This is a genomic window from Prauserella rugosa (genome assembly GCF_000719975.1).
Classification (GTDB): Bacteria; Actinomycetota; Actinomycetes; order Mycobacteriales; family Pseudonocardiaceae; genus Prauserella; species Prauserella rugosa.
In genome coordinates, this window is the sequence record NZ_JOIJ01000023.1 from 17,985 (window position 1) to 35,181 (window position 17,197).

The window sequence follows — 17,197 nt, forward strand, 5'->3', positions numbered from 1 at the left end:
CACCGGCCACATGCCCCCGAGGGCCCCTTGGTTGCACTGAACGCAACCAAAGGGCCCTCGGGGGCACTTTCTGTCTCCGCTCAGCGGCCGCGGATCGGCTCGGACCTGCCCAGTTCGTTGCCGTCCCGGTCGAGTCCGGCGACAGCGAAGAACGGACCCTTCGCATCGCACGAGATGGCGGTCTCGAATCCGCCGCGCGGCACCGTGACCACCTCGGACAGATCGTTGGCGCGCTGGCCCGCCAGCACGCGCCAGCGCTTGACCTCGGTGGCCCCGTTCCAGCTGGCGTAGGCCAGCACGCCACGCGCGCTGTTGGGCCGCACGGCGAGGGCGGGCCGCTCGTCGGGCCTGCCGACCCAGTCGTCGAGGTAGGCGCGGTAGCTCTGCACCGCCTCGGGCGTGCGCCAGTCCGTGATCCATTCGCCGTCGGCGTCGAACTCCGAGGTGAACGGCTGACTGCCCCACCCGATGAGCACGCGGCCGTCGTCGAGGACCTGCATGCTGCCCTGGTTGTCCGACAGCAGGCCCGCCGGGTGCACGTACTCGGCGACGAGCTCGGCCCGCATCGCATCGGTGTCGAGTTCGAGGACCATGCCGCGCGAACGCTGTGCCTGAGGTGGGGCCGCGGCGTTGTCGAACAGCGACACCGTGCCGTCCGGCTGTCTGCGCGCGTCGTGCTGCCAGAAGAACTCGACGCCGTCGCCCAGCGCGAAGTCCGATTTCGTGCCGCCGAGCCGCCACGTGACGTCCCCGGTGCTGCGGGAGATCTTGTAGACCGCCCAGGTGTTGCGTGCCGAGACGAGCAGGTCGCCGTCGTCGTCGACCTCGATGGAGTTGGGGTGGAAGTAGTCGAACGGCACATCCCTCGTTCCCGTCTCGCCCAGCTCCTTCCTGGTCTCGGCGACGTCGACGTGGTCGAGGCTGCGCCAGTCGAACAGCACCTCACCGGTCTCGACGTCGACCTCCTGGATCACCCCGTCCAGCACCCAGCCGTCGCGCGGACCGCCGATCGCGCTCAGGTCGGTGCGCACCGGGTTGTAGGCCATGATCAGCGCGGTGTCGTCGTCGGTGATGAGGAACTCGTGCAGGTCCGCGTCCGCCACGCCGTTGCCCGTGTTCACCTCCGCGATGCGCTCGTAGGACGCGCTGTAGATCACGCACTTGCCGAGGCCGTATCCGCTCGGTGCCACGCCCTCCCACGTGGTCAGGACCCGTTGCCCGCGGTAGGTCTGGGTGCGGAAGTCCATCGGCATCTCCTGCTCGCCCTCGCGCGGGAGGAACCACACGGGCTGTCCCCTGCGGTTCGCGATGAGCAGGCCGACCTGGCCGGCACCGTCGCCCTGGTACTCCTTGACGCCGAGGAACAGATGCCGCGGACTCGCGGGCGGCGCGGTGTCCGGGTCCGCGTCGGCCAGGTCGAGGCGCGGCGGACGCAGATCGGGCCGGGAGTAGAAGGTGTGGACGTCCTCGGCCTTCGGCGGCGGCAGCACCTCCGGTTCGGGTCGCGTCTGTGGAATGCGGTACCCGACGTATCCGCTGACCAACGGCACCGCCGCGACGGTGCCCGCGACGCCTGCACCCTTGAAGAACCGCCGCCTGCTGAGCTCGTTGCGGCTCATCGTGTTCGTCCCTGTCCCTTCCCCACCACCGCCTGTACACGCGCCGGCGGCCACTGGTCTGATCCAGTGTCATCCGATCGGGGGAAAGTCGGGTTTGTCAAGTTCGTGCCGCCGGGTCCGTGGCCACTCGATGTCGCCCGACGTGATGTACGCACGACTCGGCGCGCCTGCCACGTCAAGGCGACGCGCCGCCCTAACGTGAACGACGAGCAACGTGAACGCGCATGGGAGGCGGGAATGCGAACGCTACGGGTGGTCGGGCTACACGAGGACGGGGAGTCCATCGTGTGCGAGGACCCCGAGCGCCGCGAGCGCTTCCTCCTGCCCGCGGACGAACGCCTGCGCGCGGCCGCCCGCGGAGACATCACCCGTCTCGGCCAGATCGAGATCGAGCTGGAGGCCCAGATGCGACCACGCGAAATCCAGGCCCGGATCCGCGCGGGCGAATCGGTCGAACAGGTCGCGGCAGCCTCCGGGGTGCCCGCCGAACGCGTCGAACGGTTCGCCTACCCCGTGCTCCTCGAACGCTCGCGACACGCCGAACTCGCCCAGCACGCGCACCCGGTGCGAGAGGACGGCCCCGACGTGCAGACCCTCGCCGAGGTCGTCGCGTACGCGTTCGGCGTGCGCGGCCACGACTTCTCCCAGGCCGAATGGGATGCCTGGCGCGGTGACGACGCGAAGTGGGTCGTCTGCCTGCGCTGGTCGGCGGGCCGCTCGTCCAACCGCGCCCACTGGACCTTCACCCCCGGCGCCCACGGTGGCACGGTGACGGCCCTGGACGACCTGGCGGCGTCACTGCTCGACCCGACGTCGTTCCGCACGCCGCGCGCCGTCACCGATCTCGGTGAGCGTGCCGCCCGCACCGCCGAATCCGCCGGCGGCACGGCCGACGAGCAGGAACCGGTGCTGTTCGACTGCCCGGAGTTCGACGAGCCCGACGAACACGACGACACGGCCAGCAACGTCATCGAGGCGCCGCTGCCAGCCGACGAACCCGAGATGGACGCCGCCGGGGCCCCGGAGACCGTCGAGCACGGTGACCACGGTGACCACGGTGACCGCCGGGACCACCGGGAGCACGGCGAACCGGGGCAGCAGGCCGCGGGCCACGCCCCGAACCGCGCGCAGCCCGGCCAGAAGAAGCGCAAGGGCCACACACCAGTGCCGGCGTGGGAGGACGTCCTGCTCGGCGTGCGCAGCCAACGCGGCTGACCACGGCCCCACGCGTCGGGCGCAGCCACCGAGAAGCACAGCCCCACCGTCGGGCGCAGCCACCGAAACGAGGAGTGGGCGGCCCCCATCGGGAGCCGCCCACTCGTCGTCAGTACCGGACCGTCACACGTTGGACGGGGTACCGACCTTGTCCGACTTGTCCGACGTCCACGTCGACACGCACGGGATCTTCGCCGTGTCGCAGCGGTCGGCGTACTTCTTCGTGATCTCCGTGACCTCGGCCATCAGGCCCTCGTCGAGGGTGATCGGGTTGAGTCCGAGGTGCAGGAACCGGTCGTTGGCCACGTGCAGCTCGTTCTCGTCGGCCTCGTTGCGCGGGTTCTCGACGTTCTCGATCTTCGCGCCGGTCTTGTCGGCGATCATCTGAGCGAGGTCGCGAACCCGGTGCGTCTCCGTCATCTGGTTCAGGATCTGCACCCGGTCACCCTTGGCGGGCGGGTTGGTGATGGCCAGCTCGATGCACTTGACCGTGTCCTGGATGTGGATGAACGCACGCGTCTGGCCGCCCGTGCCGTGGACGGTCAGCGGGTAGTCGACACCGGCCTGCATCAGGAAGCGGTTCAGCACGGTGCCGTAGTCACCGTCGTAGTCGAACCGGTTGATGAGGCGCTCGTCGAGCTGGGTGTCCTTGGTCTGCGTGCCCCAGACGATGCCCTGGTGCAGGTCGGTGACCCGGAGCTTGTCGTTCTTGTTGTAGAAGTAGAAGAGCAGCTGGTCCTGCGTCTTCGTCATGTGGTAGATGCTGCCCGGGTTGGCCGGGTACAGGATCTCCTGGTCGACCAGCTCGCCGTCGCCGACCTCGACCTTGACCTTGAGGTAGCCCTCCGGGATCTTCATGCCCGCCGTGCCGTAGCCGTACACGCCCATCGTGCCGAGGTGCGCGATGTGGATGTCCAGGCCACTCTCGACGACCGCCGCCAGCACGTTGTTGGTCGCGCCCAGGTTGTTGTCCACCGTGTAGCGCTTGTGCCAGCTGCTCTTCATCGAGTACGGCGCGGCACGCTGCTCGGCGAAGTGCACGATCGCGTCGGGCCGGAACTCCAGGAGCAGGTCCAGCAGCCGCTGGTAGTTCTGCGACACGTCGAGGTTGTGGAAGGCGATGTCCTTGCCCGTGGCTTCCTTCCACGCCCGCAGCCGCTCGCCCATCGGCCGGATCGGCGTCAACGACTCGGCCTCGAGCTCGATGTCGATCTTGCGCCGCGAGAGGTTGTCGACGATGGCGACCTCGTGCCCCTGCGCGGACAGGTGCAGGGAGGTCGGCCATCCGCAGAAGCCGTCGCCGCCAAGAACCAGTACTCGCATGTGTTTCGTTCCTCCTGATCGCCTGAGCCACGCGGCCCGGCTCTGCGCCCGAACTAGCCGGTTCACCTTGTCTTAGTAACGGGTCGATCTCAACCCCGTGCAAAGAATAGGGATGTCGCCGCACGAACGAGAAAGGCGGTTGGCACAATGGTAGATGTGACGACCGTTTCCGCAGGGCAAAACGCCGCCGACCAGCAGGAATCGGCTGATGACCCGGACAACCGTCCGGACCAGCCGACGTTCTTCGCTCGCATGGTCCGCGCGCTGATGAGCTCGGGCCTGGCCACCGGTATGAGCCAGGTGACGTTGATCGTGCTCCTCACGATGGACGTTAACCCAACGGTCGCGAGCGCCGCAGCGTTCGTGGCGGGGGCTATCCCCAACTACTTCGTCGCACGTCGCTGGGCGTGGAACCGCAAGGGCAAGCCCGACTTCAAGCGGGAGCTCCTGCCGTACCTGAGCGTGATCGCACTCGGCGGTCTCGCGTCGATGACGTTGACGACCGTGGCCGGCTGGATCACCGAGCCGCTGCGCATCGAGGGCTTCGTGCGCGTCATCGTGCTCGACGTGGCCTTCCTGAGCAGCTACGCGCTGGTGTTCCTGATCAAGTTCCTGCTGCTGGACCGCTTCGTCTACAGCGGGTCCAACATGCAGAAGATCGCCGAGCGCGCGGCGCAGCCGCAGGCCTCGGCGGCCGCGTAACCTGCGCCGACGCGCCCGCACGGGCGCGGGCCACGGCTTCGAAGAGGGCCGTCCACCACCGCGGTGGACGGACCCTCTTCGTATGCGCCCCACCGACGACGTCTACGTGGGGGCGTTCCGGCCACCTTCCGAGGTCGCTCGCGAGCCGTATGCGCTGGTCAGTGCCCACCTCACCGGGAGACCGGCCTACCCCCTCGGCTACCGCGCGCCGTACGAGGGCCTACCGACGGCACCCGATATGTCCTTATTCGGCCGGCGGAAATGGTGACCTTTTCCAGGTGCACCGCAGAACCCGCAACACTCGTCCTCCGCCGGAGAAAGATCGACTTCGCCACTTTTCACGCCGGCGCCACACGGAAGAATGTGGACAATCCACACCCGACTAACACGGGCGGACGGTCCACGCAATTCGGATACCGCGTCAATACTCTCGGCGGAATTCCCGCAAACCGGCACAATGTGGACTCGATCCGAAAATGGCTCACAAAAACGAGAGCGGCCCTCCACCCCTTCACGGGGCGGAGGGCCGCCTGCAGGCTCTCGTCGCGTCAGCGAGGCGCTCAGGCCAGCTTGCGCTCGTCCGCCGCCGACGTCTCGCTCCTGCGCACGTACGGCTTGCGCTTGCCGCCGCGGAAGACGTACTCGCGCAGCCACGTACCCAGCATCACGCGCGAGTAGTTCGCGCCGTACTTGATGCTGCCGCCCTTCTTGCTGGCGCCGTTGTTGCGCAGCTCCATCGTCATCGGCACCTCGAGCACTCGCGCACCCTTGGCCATGACACCGAGCAGCAGCTCGGAGGCCTGGTACTGCGGCTCGCGCAGGGTCACCGACGAGGCGAGGTCGGCGGGCATGGCGCGGAAGCCGAACGAGGTGTCGGTGATCTTCTGCATCGTGAGGATCGAGGCCAGCCAGGCGAACACCCGCACCCCGAGCCACCGGACGCTGCTGTCGTACTTGCCCGAGCCCAGCCTGCGCGAGCCGGTCACGAAGTCGGCGGTGCCGTCGAGCAGCGGCTTCATGAGCATCGGCAGCTCGTTGTTGTCGTACTGACCGTCGGCGTCGGTGGTCACCACCCAGTCGGCGCCGCACTCGGCGGCCAGGTGATAGCCGAGCCGCAGCGCACCGCCCTGTCCACGGTTCTTCGGCGCCTCGCACACGTAGGCGCCCGCCGCGCGGGCCACCTCGGCCGTGCCGTCGGTGGCGCCGTCCACGACGACGAGGGTGGACACCGGGATGTCCCCGCAGTGGGTGGGCATGTTCTGCAGCACCGGGGTGATGCCCTTGGCCTCGTTGTAGGCCGCGATGACCACGACCAGGGGGCTCAACGGCGCGTCACCGTAGCGACTGCGGAACTCGGAGACCGCCGCGGTGTCGACGTCGTCGGGATAGTCGTCCATCTTCGGACGACGTCCGCCCTTCGCGGGCTTCTTTCCCATTCCGAACATCGCGGCCAGACCCAACACGCCGCCGATCGGCAGCAGGACGAGCGCAGGCAACTGATACCTCCAGGAGAACTCGAACGCGGCGGAACCTGCCAGGATGATGAGAGCACTGCCGGTCGCCAGGAAAGCGCCCGACCTGAGCGGTGATCTGCGTGCCTTTCCTACACCGACCGCACCCAGAATGCCGAACAGGGCGTAGGCGGCCAGCAGCGGCCCCCATGTGTACCCACCGTTCAGCTGGTAGGACCGCAGAAATGTGGCCAGGTCGCGGTCGGCGTGGGGCAGCTGGTCGTCGTAGGCCAGCGTCCACGCGTGGTACGTCTGGGGGGTCTCGGTCCCCACATCGTGGTACGGATAGTGCGTCTGGAACTGCCACCGCTCGACGGGGACGTCGTTGTAGAACGTCTCCTTGAACGGCGAGAAGTTCTTGCCGAAGTCGTAGAGCACGGCGCCCGCGACGTCGAGCGGCTGGTTGAGCATCACCCGGTAGGCGAACTGCCTGGCCAACGTCGCCTTGTCCCGGTCGTCGGGCAACGGCTCCTCGGGCCAGTCGGCCGAGCCGTACTGGAAGTGCGTGTAGAAGTCGACCGACTTGCGCTCGCCGAGTGGTTCGTCCGGGCACATGATGCGCAGGCCCTGGTCGTCGGGCAGCTTGTCGCATTCGGCGATGGTGGCCATGCGCCCGTACAGCACGTTGTTCGACGCGCCGGTCAGGCCGAACTGACCGGCCTGTGTGTAGTAGTACGACATGTAGCCGAACAGCACCAGCGCCAGCCCGGCCACGCCCGCGAGCGTCCTGCCGAGCACGCGGCGCCTGCCCTGCCGGGTGGTCCACAGCTTCCAGCCGCCGTAGGCCAGCAACAGGAACAGCACGAACGGCACCGCGATGGCCATTCCGATCGTGCGCGTCAGGACCGCCGCCGCCAGCAGCGCGCCGGCCAGCGCCGACCGCTGCCACGTCGCCTCCCCGCGGGACAGCAGCGCCCACACCATCCCGACCAGCAGCGCCTGGAACGGGATCTCCGACATCAGCGTCGCTTCGATCTGGAGCTGGTAGGCGTCGAGCAGCACCGGCGCGGCGGCCAGCGCGGCCAGCCAGCCACGGTCGGTGTACCGCAGTGCCAGGCGGTACAGCGCGAGCGCCATCAGCACCCCGATGAGGTGCTGCACCGCCTGCACCCAGGCGAACCCGCCGAAGGCCAGCAGTCCCTTCAGGAACAGCGTGTAGCCGAGCGGGTTCAGGTCCGTGGGACGCAGCTCGGTGAGGTTGCCCAGGTAGCGGAACGTGTCGATGTACAGCAGCGCGGGCTGGTAGGCCAGCCACGCCACGATCCGCAGGGCGATGCCTCCGGCCAGCAGCAGCACCATGAGCCAGTGACGGCGGAGAAAGGAGGACACTCCGTGCACTTTCTTCTCGGTCGAGCCGGGCCTTCGGCGGTTCAGCCCGCGGCCGCAGCGGCCTTCTGGAAGTATTCCCAGGTCGCGGCCAGCCCACCCTTGAGGTCGAAGGACGGCTTGTAGCCGATGGTCTCCGCGCTGCCGGAGATGTCGACGATCACCGCGGGCATCTCACCGCCCGGCGCGGGCACGTGCTCGACGGGGATCTCGGCGCCGGTCACGGCACGCACGCCCTCGATCATGTCCAGCACCGACACCGACTTGCCGCCGCCGAGGATCGCGCGGCCGACGTACTGCGTGTCCCATGCGCACGTGATGCCGGTGACGATGTCGTCGAGGAAGACCAGGTCACGCTTCTGCTGGCCGTCGCCGTAGACCTTGACGCCCTCACCCGCGAGCGCGGCGCGCATGAGCCGCGGGATGAAGCTGTCCTTGTGCGACATGCCGGGCCCGTAGACGTTGGTGAAGCGCAGCGCCGTGGTCTTGACGCCGTAGGCGCCCGCGTACCCGGACATCAGCATCTCGCAGGCGGCCTTCGTCGCGCCGTAGGGCGTGAGCGGAGCCAGCGGCAGGTCCGGGGTGATCGTGGCCGTACCGACGTCACCGACCACGGCGTTCGTCGAGGCGAGGATGAACCGCGGCACCTCGTGGATCCGAGCCAGCTCGAGCAGCTCGTGGGTGATGTTCACGTTCTCGGTGTAGGTCTCGGCGGGCATCTCGACCGACTTCAGCACCGAGGTGATCGCGGCGAGGTGGATGATGCCGTCGACGCCGGGCTTGATCGCCTGTTCGCGCACGGCGGCGTCCTTCAGGTCACCCTGGACATGGATGACGCCTTCGTCGTCCGGGTACGGCGACGGTTCCCTGTCGATGACGGTGACCTGGGCGCCGCGCTCCCGGAACTTCGCGACGACCGCGCGCCCGATGAAGCCGCTACCACCGGTGACGACGACGTTGGACACGTCGTGAGCGTTAGACGAAGCCATGGGGCGTAAAGTACCGGTCCCCCGAACGGACGCTGCCGCCGACCGACTCAATACTCGGTCGCCAGTCCCTCGGCAAGGCTCCGACCTGGTCGTTACCGACCCGTGAGACCCCTCCGACTCCCCGGTAGGCCCGCTGACCTGGGCCGAATCGACGTCCGGCCTGGTGTGTATGTCCGTTCTCACAAGGGGTACATGTGCTCGGCGTCATAGCTTTCGGGTGTCGGTGGCGCAACCGAGTCGCAACCGGTAGCGCAACCGAGTCGGAATCGGGGCCTCAGAGTGCGATCACGAGGACGCCGATCCACGAGAGTGCGATGCCCGCCGCGGTGCCGCCGACGATCCAGCGGACCACGGGTACGTGCCTGCCGAGCCACAGCGAAGGGGCCAACCCGGCGGTCACCACGAGACAGGCCGCGACGGCCACGAGCCCGTGGGTGGCCGAGGCCAGCGCGCCGGCCAACGCCAGCATCGCCACGATCATCACGGCGGCGAAGAACCCCGCGGCCAGCAGACCGGTTCCCCACGGCGTGGGCCCCGGTTCCCTGGCTGCCCGCGCCCGCCAGTAGGCGGGGCCGGCGTGCCGTCGTGGTGGCGCGTGGTGCGGCTGGTCCCACGCCGGCCCGGTCGCGGCGGCGTGCGAGTCGTCCTCGGGGTGCCCGTGACCGGCAGGCGGGGTCAGCACGAAGGTGCGGCCTTCGACCGGGTCGTGGAAGCTGACCGCGACGCCCAGGGTCTCGGCGACGCGTCCGGCCAACTGCCGTCCCCTGCGCGCCACGACCGCGGCGCCGTCCACACCCGCACCGCCTCCCGAGCCGCCCGGGCCCTCCCCGCCGCCGGGATCCTCGACGTCTCCCGTCTCCCGGTCGGGAGTGCGGCCCGACGAGGCGTTGACGACGGCCGACACCCGCGCCCACTCGTGCAGCGCGTCGGTGAGCTCGTCGCCGAGTGCCATCGCCTGCGGATCGGCCTCCCGCCCGTTGGCACCGGTGAGCACGGCGCGATCGCCCCTGACATCGAGCGCCAGCTCAGCTCCCCGCATGGTCTCCAGCACCTTCCCTGCGGACCGTCAGCTCGTAGAACGCCACGGCACCGGTCGTCGCGACGTTGAGCGAGTCGACACCGTCGGCCATCGGGATCGACACCGCGACGTCGGCGGCCTCGAGCGCCGCCTCCGACAGTCCGTGTCCCTCCGAACCGAGCATCAACGCCACCTTGCCCGATCCCGCGGCCGCCCACAGCGGAACCGCGTCGGGACGCGGGGTGAGCGCGGCGAGCAGGAACCCGGACGTCCGCAACGTGGCCAGGGCCGCCTGCCATTCGTCCGGGGTGGACGCCACCGCGAACGGCACCCGCAGCACGTGCCCCATCGACACCCGCACGCTGCGCCGGTACAGCGGGTCCGAACAGCCCGGCCCCAGCAGCACGCCGTCGATGCCCAGGGCCGCGGCGTTGCGGAACAAGGCGCCGAGGTTCTCGTGATCGCCGACCCCCTCGAGCACCGCGAGCACGCGCGCCCCTTCGACGAGTTCGGCCACCGACGGCCGCGGCGCCCGGTCCGCGGTGGCGAGGACACCACGGTTGAGGTGGAACCCGACGACCTCGGCCATGACGTCCGCCGACGTGACGTAGGCGGGCACGTCGAGACCGGAGAGTGCATCGGAGAGTTCGTCGATGCGCCGCTGCACGCCGAGCAGCGCCCGCACCGGATAGGGCGATTCGACGAGTCTGCGCACGACGACCGTGCCCTCGGCGATGACAAGACCGCGGCCACCGGGCCGGTCCGGCCTGCGGTCGGCGGTCGTCAGGTCGCGGAAATCGTCGAGCCGCGGGTCGGAGACGTCCTCGGTGTAGATCAACTGTGCTGGCCCGGCCACCCGCAGAGTGTCCCATTCCACCCGTTGCCCCGGTATCGGTGCTCCGAACGCCGGGTAGCCCCTTCGTGCGAACGACGGTGCCTCGCGGAGTGTGAGGCGAAAACCGGGCCAGAGCACCGGTTTGGCCGCTGGCCCGGCGTCGACGCGGTGTGCCAACGTCGCCTTCTGCCACGGAAAACGCGCGCGGCAGAGAGCGTGGCGGGATCTCGGGAGGAAGCACCGATGGGTAAGGACGTCTCGCCGAGAAGCCGTCCCCCACACGATCGCGGGCAGTACCGGCAGAAGATGCAGCGCTGCCTCGACACGTTCGCGAGGATGCTCGCCGAGGAGCGGTTCACGTTCCCGCGCAAGCACATCGGACTCGAGGTGGAACTGAACCTCGTCGACAGCACCATGCGCCCCTCGATGTCGAACGCCGCGGTGCTCTCCTCGATGGACGACGAACTGTTCACCACCGAGCTGTCGCAGCACAACATCGAGCTGAACGTGCCGCCACGGCCGCTCGATGGCGAGTCGGCGCTGAAACTCGAGGACGATCTGCACGCCCACCTCGGCCGCGCGGACACCACCGCGAGCGAGGCGGGCGCGCACGTCGCGGTGATCGGGATCCTGCCCACCATCGGCGCCGAGCACTTCGACCAGAAGTGGATCACCAACAATCCGCGCTACGCGTTGCTCAACGACCGGATTCTGGCGACCCGCGGGGAATGTCCGTTGCTGTCGCTGGAGGGCCGCTCGCCGCGGGACGGAGAACTCGAGGGGCTGCACACCTACGCCGATTCGATCCTGCCCGAGGCCGCGTGCACGTCGGTACAGCTGCATCTGCAGGTGGCGCCGGACGACTTCGCGGCGCACTGGAACGCAGCGCAGTGTCTGGCCGGCCCGCAGGTCGCGGTCGGCGCGAACTCGCCGTTCCTGCTCGGAAAGGCGCTGTGGGCCGAGACGCGGATCCCGCTGTTCCTGCAGGCCACCGACACCCGCCCCGAGGAACTGAAGAACCAGGGCGTGCGGCCGAGGGTGTGGTTCGGCGAACGGTGGATCACGTCCATCTTCGACCTGTTCGAGGAGAACGTCCGCTATTTCCCCGGATTGCTGCCCGAGACCGACGACGAGGATCCGATGGACGCCCTCGACGACGGCAGGGCACCGAAGCTGACCGAGCTGCGGCTGCACAACGGCACGGTGTGGCGGTGGAACCGCCCGGTGTACGACGTCGTCGACGGAACACCTCATCTGCGCGTCGAGAACCGCGTGCTGCCCGCCGGCCCGACCGTGCTGGACATGATGGCCAACGCGGCCTTCTTCTACGGGGCGCAGCGTGCACTGGCGGAGGAGGAGCGTCCCGTGTGGACACGGATGTCGTTCCAGGCCGCCGAGCAGAATCTGCACGCGGGGGCGCGGCACGGGTTCGACGCGCAGTTCTACTGGCCGGGGATCGGCACGGTGCCACCGGACGAGTTGGTGTTGCGCGTGCTGTTGCCGCTGGCTCACGAGGGCCTGCGCAGCTCCGGGGTGTCGGCGACGGTGGCCGACCGCTACCTCGGGGTGATCGAACGCCGGTGCGTCACCAAACGCAACGGGAGTACGTGGCAGCGCAGCGCCGTCGAGGCCGCCGAACGACGCGGCCTCGACCGGGACTCGGCGCTGGCGGCGATGCTCGGTACCTACCTCGACCTCACGCGCGCGGGCGAGCCCGTGCACGACTGGCCGGTAGGCTGACGAGGGCAGGCACCCGAGCTCGAACGGAAGGCCTCCCGATGCCCAAGATCATCGGCAACTCGCTCGGCGAGCACCGCGAGCAGGTACGCGCCAGGGTCTTCGATGCCCTGCGCAACCAGCTCTACGAGCGCGGCTTCGAGGCGATCACGCTGGCGGGCGTCGCCGCCGAGGCCGGAGTCGGCCGCACCGCGATGTACAACCACTTCCCCGACCGGGAGCACCTGCTGGTCGCGTTCGTCGAGGACGAGGCCGCCCGCTACGTCGCCCGCCTCACCGAGGCCGTCGACGCCGTGGACGATCCGGCCGACAAGCTGGCCGCGTTCGCCCGGCTGCAGCTGACGACACTGGCCGAGTACCACATTCCGCCCGGCACGACGTTGGCTCGGACGTTGGCCCCGTCGGCGTACCGGCGCATCGCCGCCCACGCCGATCCGATCGGCGAAACGCTCGACGCCATCCTGCGCGAGGGCATGCGCCGCGGCAGCTGGCCGGAGCAGGATCCGGCGGTGCTCGCCCCGATGGTGACGGCCGCGCTCGGCGCCAGACAGGTCGTCGACGTCCCTCCCGAGGAACTGCCGCGGGCGATCGACCTGGCCGTGGCGTTCGTCCTGCGCGCGGTCGGAGTAATTCCCGCCGAGGACTCGCGGGCGGCCGCTCGCCACCACTAGGGTCGTTTCTGACAGCGCGTCAGAACGTGTGCCGCCGCGTTCCAGCGGCCGGACCCAGGGAGGCGTCATGACCGGAGGAACCACGGGACCCCCGACGGCACCGAACGCGGCACAGCCCACCGAACCGTTCTCCCGGCGCCTGCGCGAATCGACCCGCGAGGTGCACGATCGCGCCCACCGGTCGAGCTACATGAGCGCGCTGCTCGACGGACACCTCACACTCGCCGGCTACACGGCGCTGGCCGAGCAGTACTACTTCGTCTACGCGACGCTGGAGGAGGCGGCGGAGGCGATGACCGGCGACCCCGTCGGCGCACCGTTCGTGATCCCGGAACTGCACCGCACGTCGGCACTGGTCACCGATCTCGACCGGCTGGCAGGGCCGGGCTGGCGGGAACGCATCGAACCGACGCCCGCCACGCGCGCGTACGTCGAGCGCATGCGCGAGGTCGCGTTCACCTGGGCGGGCGGATTCGTCGCGCACCACTACACGCGCTACCTCGGAGATCTGGCTGGCGGCCAGGTCATCGGCAAGCTGCTCGAACGCGAGTACGGCATCGCGGGCCCCGGCACGCGCTTCTACGACTTCGGCTCACTCGGCAGCCCCTCGGCGTTCCGCACCCGGTATCGCGCGCTGCTCGACGAGGCACCGTGGGACGAGGCCGAACGCTCCCGGATCATGGCCGAGACGGTGGCGGCGTTCGAACTCAACATCGCCGTCCTCGACGATCTCGCCGACGCCATCGACACCCACCGCGCGGCCTGATCGCAGCGGCCCGAGCCGCTTCGTGCACAAGATCGACGACGTGACCCGCGCGACACGTCGTTGACCTCCACTTAGGTCGAAGGAGCAAGGTCAACTCGGGTCGACCCGGTTAGCAGAACGCCAGGACGGCGACTAGGTTGGCACACGAGACGAACAGCGCAAGCGACCTCAACGACGAAGGAGGGCTCATGCCCACGTACGAGCTTCCCGACCTCGACTACGACTACGGCGCACTCGAGCCGCACATCTCGGGCGAGATCAACGAGCTGCACCACAGCAAGCACCACCAGACCTACGTCAACGGTGCGAACCAGACGTTGGAGAAGCTCGCCGCCGCTCGCGAGGCCGATGACTTCGGCTCCATCGTCGGTCTCGAGACCACCCTGGCCTTCAACCTGGCCGGGCACGCCAACCACGTCGTGTGGTGGAAGATCCTGTCCCCGAACGGCGGCGACAAGCCGACCGGCGAGCTGGCCGCCGCGATCGACGACGCCTTCGGCTCGTTCGACAAGTTCAAGGCACAGTTCACCGCGGTCTGCACCACCATCCAGGGCAACGGCTGGGGCGCGCTGTCGTGGGACCCGATCGGCAAGACGCTGATCACCCAGCAGCTGCGCGACCACCACAACAACCTGATCCTGCCGACCGTGCCGATCCTGCTGGTCGACGTGTGGGAGCACGCCTTCTACCTGCAGTACAAGAACGTCAAGCCGGACTACATCAACGCCCTGTGGAACGTGTTCGACTGGGCCGAGATCGGCAAGCGCTTCGAGGACGCCAAGGCCGGCCGCAACGGCCTGCTCCTGCCCTGAGGTTCGCCTGAGGTCAGCTCGAGAAGCTTCGCGTGGGCCCCGCACCGGATCCGCTCCGGTGCGGGGCCTTCGTCATGCGCGGGCCCGTGTCATGCCGGGACCAGAGCCGCCTCGAGGATGCCGGCGAGCAGCCGTGCGTATCGGCCGTCGGGATCGAGGTCGGGGTCGAAGACCGTGACCTGCACCCCGACGGCACCGGGCACGAGTGCCGCCAGCAGCCGGGTCAACTCGCCGAGGTCCAGACCGCCGGCGGCAGGACTGTCGACGGCCGGTAGTCCCGCCGCCCTGCGCAATGCCTCCGGCGCCTTCGCACAGCCGGGTACGCGCCCGGGCCCCGGCGGGCGCAAGCCCAGATTGCTCGGCGCCGCGATCACGGCGACGTCGGACAGGCGATCGGCTTCGGGAGATCCAGGAGCTGGCACACCGCAGACCGTAGCGGTGACCACCGACACGTTCGGATGTTCCGCACGACCACTGAGTTCGGCGGCCCGGGCGACGTAGACTGCCCCGTACAGGAACGAGGCCCTGGCCGGTTCCCGCGGCCAGGGCCTCGTCCGTTCCCGAACTGACTGCCGCTCCCACCACGAAGCGACGTGTCTGAGGTTAGCCTAACCTCAACTCGGCACGCAAGGGGTCGGTTCGACGCGTTTTCGAACCCTGCTCGGCCGCCCCACCGCTTCAGTTCTTCGGCGCCGACCCCGCCTCCACGTGTTCGGCGGACCCACCCATCTCGGCCTCCTCGTCCGCTGCGGAGGCGCCCGCCGCGGCGCGCCGCGCGCTCGCCGATCGCAGTGCGAGCACACAGATCACCGTGGCGATCATCGCGACGGCACCGCCGATGTAGAACGGCGAGCGGCCGCCGAACGTCTCGGCCATCCACCCGGTCATCAACCCGCCCACCGGATTGCCACCCATCACCATCAGCACGTACAGGCCCATCACGCGGCCGCGCATCTGCGGACTCACCGACGTCTGCACCAGGGTGTTGGCGGTGTTGAGGAACGTGATCGTCGCCAGCCCGAGCGGCACGAGCGCCAGCCCGAACGCCAGATAGGTGGGCATGAACGCCGTCGCGAACTCCAGCACGCCCAGCGCCATCGACGCGCCGAGCAGCAACCGCATCGTCGGCTTGCCCCTACTGCCCCGCCGCGCCGACAGCAGCGCCCCGGTGAACGTCCCGACGGCCAACAGCGTCGAGAGCAGCCCGTAGCCGTCGGCGTCGGTGCCGAACACGTTGCCCGCGACGACCGCGAGCGAGGTGAAGAACGTGATGCCGAACGTGCTCACGAACAGCATGAGCAGCATGATCGCCACCAGATCGGGCCTGCCGCGCACGTACCGCAGGCCCTCGCGCAGCTGCCCCTTGGCCCGGTCGACCGTCCGGTCGCGGTAGAGCTCACCCGGCCGCATCGCCGCCAGGCCCGCGAGTACCGCCAGCGTCGACACGGCGTTGCCGATGAACAGCCACCCCTCGCCGACCGCGACGATCGCCAGCCCGGCGATGGCGGGGCCCGCGATCCGAGCCAGGTTGAAGATCGACGAGTTGAGCGCGACGGCGTTGGCGACCTGGTCCTTGCCGACCATCTCGGCCACGAACGACTGCCGCGTGGGCACCTCGAGCGCCGACAACGTCCCGAGGACGAAACACAGCAGGTACACGTGCCACAGCTCGGCCGCGCCGGTGATCGTGAGCCCGCCCAGCACGGCGGCCTGCACGAGCGTGCCCGACTGGATGGCGATCAGCAGTTTGCGCTTGTCGATGCGGTCGGCCAGCACACCCGCCCACAACGACAACAGCAGCGTGGGCAGGAACTGCAGCGCCACGGCCACACCGAGGGCCACCGGGTCGTTGCCACTGAGGGTGAACACGAGCCAGTCCTGGGCGGTGCGCTGCATCCAGGTGCCGATGTTCGACACGATCTGACCGGAGAAGAACAGCCGGTAGTTGCGCACGCCGAGGGAGGCGAACATGCCGGGAGCGGACCCCCGGCGCAAGCGCGGTACGGGGAATCGTGACAGGAGGGGTCGCGGTACAGCGGTAGTCGTCGATGAGGTTCTGCCGTCGCTCCCCGTGACCGTCACGCCGGGTTGTCGCCTCCTCAGCGGGCGGGCCTCAGCTGTTGCCCGCCATTCGTTGGATGATGGTGGCGGCGCGGTCGAGCACCTCGCGCTCCTCGCCGCTCAGTTCGTGCAGTCGCCGGTCCAGCCACGCCTCGCGCACGGAGATGCTTTCGTGCACGTACGCCAGCCCCGCGTCGGTGATCGTCACGATCGCCTGCCTGCCGTCGGTGGGATGCGGCGTGCGTTCGACGTACCCCACCGCTTCGAGGGCGGCGATCACCCGCGTCATCGAGGGCGGCTGAACACCCTCGTGCGCGGCGAGCTTGCCCGGTGTCATCGCGCCGTGCTGGTGCAGCGTCGACAGCGCGGCGACCTGGGTCAGCGACAGATCGGTGCCGACCCGCTGCGCCCGTAGTCTGCGGTTGAGCCGCACGACCGCGAGCCGCAGACGGCTCGCCAGTGACGACTGCTGTTCGGCCTCGTCGCCACCGCTGGCAGCGGCCACGGTCAGGCCCTCCGCGGACTCGGACACTTCCTTAGTCTAGCTTACGATCCGCGCGACCAGCACAGATGGTGCGCAACGCGACACCCGAACCGGTTAACCCGTCGTCC

General features: G+C 69.2%; 15 protein-coding genes. 6 read left to right on the forward strand and 9 right to left on the reverse strand.

What is annotated here, in order from left to right; genetic code table 11:
• Window positions 1-80: 80 nt before the first annotated feature.
• The gene (locus tag IF64_RS0122055) at window positions 81-1,619 is read right to left on the reverse strand and encodes an arylsulfotransferase family protein (RefSeq protein WP_030534077.1); all 1,539 of its coding nucleotides are present in this window, start codon (window positions 1,617-1,619) and stop codon (window positions 81-83) included.
• A gap of 237 nt (window positions 1,620-1,856) precedes the next feature.
• Between IF64_RS0122055 and sepH the strand changes: the two genes are divergently transcribed.
• The gene (sepH, locus tag IF64_RS0122060; RefSeq protein WP_030534078.1) at window positions 1,857-2,834 is read left to right on the forward strand and encodes a septation protein SepH; all 978 of its coding nucleotides are present in this window, start codon (window positions 1,857-1,859) and stop codon (window positions 2,832-2,834) included.
• 123 nt (window positions 2,835-2,957) lie between these two features.
• Here the strand turns inward: sepH and IF64_RS0122065 are convergent, their stop codons facing one another.
• Complete coding sequence (locus IF64_RS0122065) at window positions 2,958-4,157, reverse strand: NAD-dependent epimerase/dehydratase family protein (RefSeq protein ID WP_030534079.1); 1,200 nt, start codon at window positions 4,155-4,157, stop codon at window positions 2,958-2,960.
• A gap of 156 nt (window positions 4,158-4,313) precedes the next feature.
• Between IF64_RS0122065 and IF64_RS0122070 the strand changes: the two genes are divergently transcribed.
• Window positions 4,314-4,859: a GtrA family protein gene (locus IF64_RS0122070; protein WP_246134785.1), complete on the forward strand. Its 546-nt coding sequence runs from the start codon at window positions 4,314-4,316 to the stop codon at window positions 4,857-4,859.
• 560 nt (window positions 4,860-5,419) lie between these two features.
• On the opposite strand, the gene IF64_RS0122075 is transcribed toward IF64_RS0122070, so the two are convergent.
• The 4 genes from IF64_RS0122075 to IF64_RS0122090 form a co-directional block, all read right to left on the reverse strand.
• Window positions 5,420-7,699 (reverse strand): glycosyltransferase family 2 protein, encoded by a 2,280-nt coding sequence (locus tag IF64_RS0122075; protein WP_030534081.1) that lies wholly within the window; start codon window positions 7,697-7,699, stop codon window positions 5,420-5,422.
• A gap of 41 nt (window positions 7,700-7,740) precedes the next feature.
• On the reverse strand, window positions 7,741-8,685 hold the full coding sequence (locus tag IF64_RS0122080) for an NAD-dependent epimerase/dehydratase family protein (RefSeq protein WP_030534082.1): 945 nt from the start codon (window positions 8,683-8,685) through the stop codon (window positions 7,741-7,743).
• Between the two features lie 274 nt (window positions 8,686-8,959).
• Window positions 8,960-9,724 carry a DUF2537 domain-containing protein gene (locus tag IF64_RS0122085; protein ID WP_051758069.1) on the reverse strand — a complete coding sequence of 255 codons (765 nt, stop codon included), beginning with the start codon at window positions 9,722-9,724 and terminating at the stop codon, window positions 8,960-8,962.
• Window positions 9,711-10,559: a TrmH family RNA methyltransferase gene (locus IF64_RS0122090; protein ID WP_036877556.1), complete on the reverse strand. Its 849-nt coding sequence runs from the start codon at window positions 10,557-10,559 to the stop codon at window positions 9,711-9,713. Before IF64_RS0122090 ends, IF64_RS0122085 begins: the two co-directional genes overlap by 14 nt.
• Window positions 10,560-10,781: 222 nt before the next feature.
• On the opposite strand from IF64_RS0122090, the gene IF64_RS0122095 reads away from it, so the two are divergent.
• From IF64_RS0122095 to IF64_RS0122110, 4 genes are all read left to right on the forward strand, one after another.
• Window positions 10,782-12,278: a glutamate-cysteine ligase family protein gene (locus IF64_RS0122095; RefSeq protein ID WP_030534085.1), complete on the forward strand. Its 1,497-nt coding sequence runs from the start codon at window positions 10,782-10,784 to the stop codon at window positions 12,276-12,278.
• Window positions 12,279-12,316: 38 nt separating this feature from the next.
• A complete protein-coding gene (locus IF64_RS0122100; protein ID WP_030534086.1) occupies window positions 12,317-12,946 on the forward strand; it encodes a TetR/AcrR family transcriptional regulator in 630 nt (209 codons plus the stop codon).
• A gap of 67 nt (window positions 12,947-13,013) precedes the next feature.
• A complete protein-coding gene (locus tag IF64_RS0122105) occupies window positions 13,014-13,712 on the forward strand; it encodes a biliverdin-producing heme oxygenase (protein ID WP_051758070.1) in 699 nt (232 codons plus the stop codon).
• A gap of 188 nt (window positions 13,713-13,900) precedes the next feature.
• Window positions 13,901-14,524, forward strand: a complete 624-nt coding sequence (locus IF64_RS0122110; protein ID WP_030534088.1) for a superoxide dismutase — start codon at window positions 13,901-13,903, stop codon at window positions 14,522-14,524.
• An 89-nt stretch (window positions 14,525-14,613) separates the two neighbouring features.
• Here IF64_RS0122110 and IF64_RS27765 read toward each other — a convergent pair whose 3' ends face one another.
• The 3 genes from IF64_RS27765 to IF64_RS0122125 form a co-directional block, all read right to left on the reverse strand.
• Window positions 14,614-14,946 carry a hypothetical protein gene (locus tag IF64_RS27765; RefSeq protein ID WP_211252638.1) on the reverse strand — a complete coding sequence of 111 codons (333 nt, stop codon included), beginning with the start codon at window positions 14,944-14,946 and terminating at the stop codon, window positions 14,614-14,616.
• A gap of 256 nt (window positions 14,947-15,202) precedes the next feature.
• Complete coding sequence (locus IF64_RS0122120) at window positions 15,203-16,543, reverse strand: MFS transporter (RefSeq protein WP_246134909.1); 1,341 nt, start codon at window positions 16,541-16,543, stop codon at window positions 15,203-15,205.
• Between the two features lie 94 nt (window positions 16,544-16,637).
• Entirely contained in the window at window positions 16,638-17,090 is a 453-nt protein-coding gene (locus IF64_RS0122125) for a MarR family winged helix-turn-helix transcriptional regulator (RefSeq protein ID WP_036877565.1), read from the reverse strand.
• Window positions 17,091-17,197: the final 107 nt, after the last annotated feature.